Origin of the sequence: Streptomyces flavofungini, assembly GCF_041028215.1 — a bacterium.
GTDB lineage: Bacteria > Actinomycetota > Actinomycetes > Streptomycetales > Streptomycetaceae > Streptomyces > Streptomyces flavofungini_B.
In genome coordinates, this window is sequence record NZ_JASKYR010001180.1 from 1 (window position 1) to 1,479 (window position 1,479).

At 74.0% G+C, this 1,479-nt stretch carries 2 protein-coding genes and 1 pseudogene; all 3 read left to right on the top strand.

Going from position 1 to position 1,479, the window contains the following annotated elements:
• Positions 1-622 (top strand): protocatechuate 3,4-dioxygenase subunit beta (pcaH, locus tag AB8Z36_RS39540; RefSeq protein WP_369218192.1); only part of this gene is annotated, 622 nt, incomplete at its 5' end.
• An 83-nt stretch (positions 623-705) separates the two neighbouring features.
• Complete coding sequence (gene pcaG, locus AB8Z36_RS39545; RefSeq protein WP_369218193.1) at positions 706-1,266, top strand: protocatechuate 3,4-dioxygenase subunit alpha; 561 nt, start codon at positions 706-708, stop codon at positions 1,264-1,266.
• Positions 1,263-1,479, top strand: a pseudogene (locus tag AB8Z36_RS39550) (3-carboxy-cis,cis-muconate cycloisomerase); the annotation flags it as partial. The gene pcaG and the pseudogene AB8Z36_RS39550, both read left to right, overlap by 4 nt.

Sequence of the window (1,479 nt, forward strand, 5' to 3'; positions counted from 1 at the left end):
GCCACTGGTGCCGCTGCGCGACCCCGAGGCGGTGGAGCTGAGCGGTCCCGCGTTCGGCGTCACCGACGTGACGGCCCTTGACCGTGATCTGACGCGGCAGCATCCGGGCGAGCCGCTCGGCGAGCGGATCACCGTGAGCGGCCGGGTCCTCGACCGCGCCGGGCGCCCGGTGCGCGGGCAGCTCGTCGAGCTGTGGCAGGCCAACGCCTCCGGACGGTACGCCCACCGGCTCGACCAGCACCCGGCGCCCCTCGACCCCAACTTCACGGGCTTCGGCCGCTGTCTGACCGACGACGAGGGCCGCTACTCCTTCACGACCATCAAGCCGGGCGCCTACCCGTGGCGCAACCACGTCAACGCCTGGCGCCCCGCGCACCTGCACTTCTCGCTCTTCGGCACGGCGTTCACGCAGCGGCTCGTCACGCAGATGTACTTTCCCGGGGACCCGCTCCTCCCCTACGACCCGGTCCTCCGCTCGGTCACCGACGCGTCCGCGCGGCAGCGGCTCGTCTGCTCCTACGACCACGCGCTGTCCGTCCCCGAGTGGTCGCTCGGTCACCGCTGGGACATCGTCCTCGACGGCCCCTCCCAGACCCTCTTCGAGGAAGGCGCCCCGCACTGATGACTTCTCCACAGACAACTTCTCCGCAGATCACTTCTCCGCAGATCACTCCTCCGCGGACGGATTCGCCCCGGATCGCCGCCATGCCGCCGACGCCGTCCCAGACGGTCGGCCCCTTCTACGGTTACGCGCTGCCCTTCCCCGGCGGCGCCGATGTCGCGCCCTTCGGCCATCCGGAGACCATCACGCTGCACGGGTACGTGTACGACGGGGCGGGGCAGCCGGTGCCCGACGCCCTGATCGAGACGTGGCAGCCGGGGCCGGACGGCTCACGGTCGGGGGCGCCGGGGTCGCTGCGGCACGACCCCGTGACAGGGCGGGTCGTCGGGCGTGACGGCGTCGCCTTCACCGGCTTCGGCCGGGTGCCGACCGACGCGGACGGGCACTGGGCGGTACGGACGCTGCCGCCGGGCGGGGTCTCCTACGTCTCGCTCGCCGTGTTCGCGCGGGGGCTGCTGCACCACCTGTACACGCGCGCGTACCTGGTGGACGGGCCCTTCGACGCGGCCGGGGACGCGCTGCTCGCCGCCCTGCCCCCGGACCGGCGTGCGACGCTGATCGCCGGTGCCGAGGCGGACCGGACGTACCGCTTCGACATCCGGCTCCAGGGGCCCGGCGAGACGGCCTTCCTGGAGTTCCTGTGAGCGGGCTGTTCTCTCCCGGCGCGGCGGGTTCCGCGGCCGAGGAGTCCACCGGCGACGACGCGCTTCTGCGGGGCATGCTCGACGCGGAGGCCGCCCTGACGCGCGCCCAGGCCGCGGTGGGCCTGGCTCCCGTGGAGGCCGCCGAGGCGGTCACGGCGGTGGCGGCGGACATGTCCCGCTTCGACGCCCGTTCGCTCGCGCTCCGCGCGCGGG

Excerpts from the sequence above, each read along its gene's own strand:
- pcaG (WP_369218193.1), top strand. The coding sequence starts at position 706 with ATGCCGCCGACGCCGTCCCAGACGGTCGGCCCCTTCTACGGTTACGCG.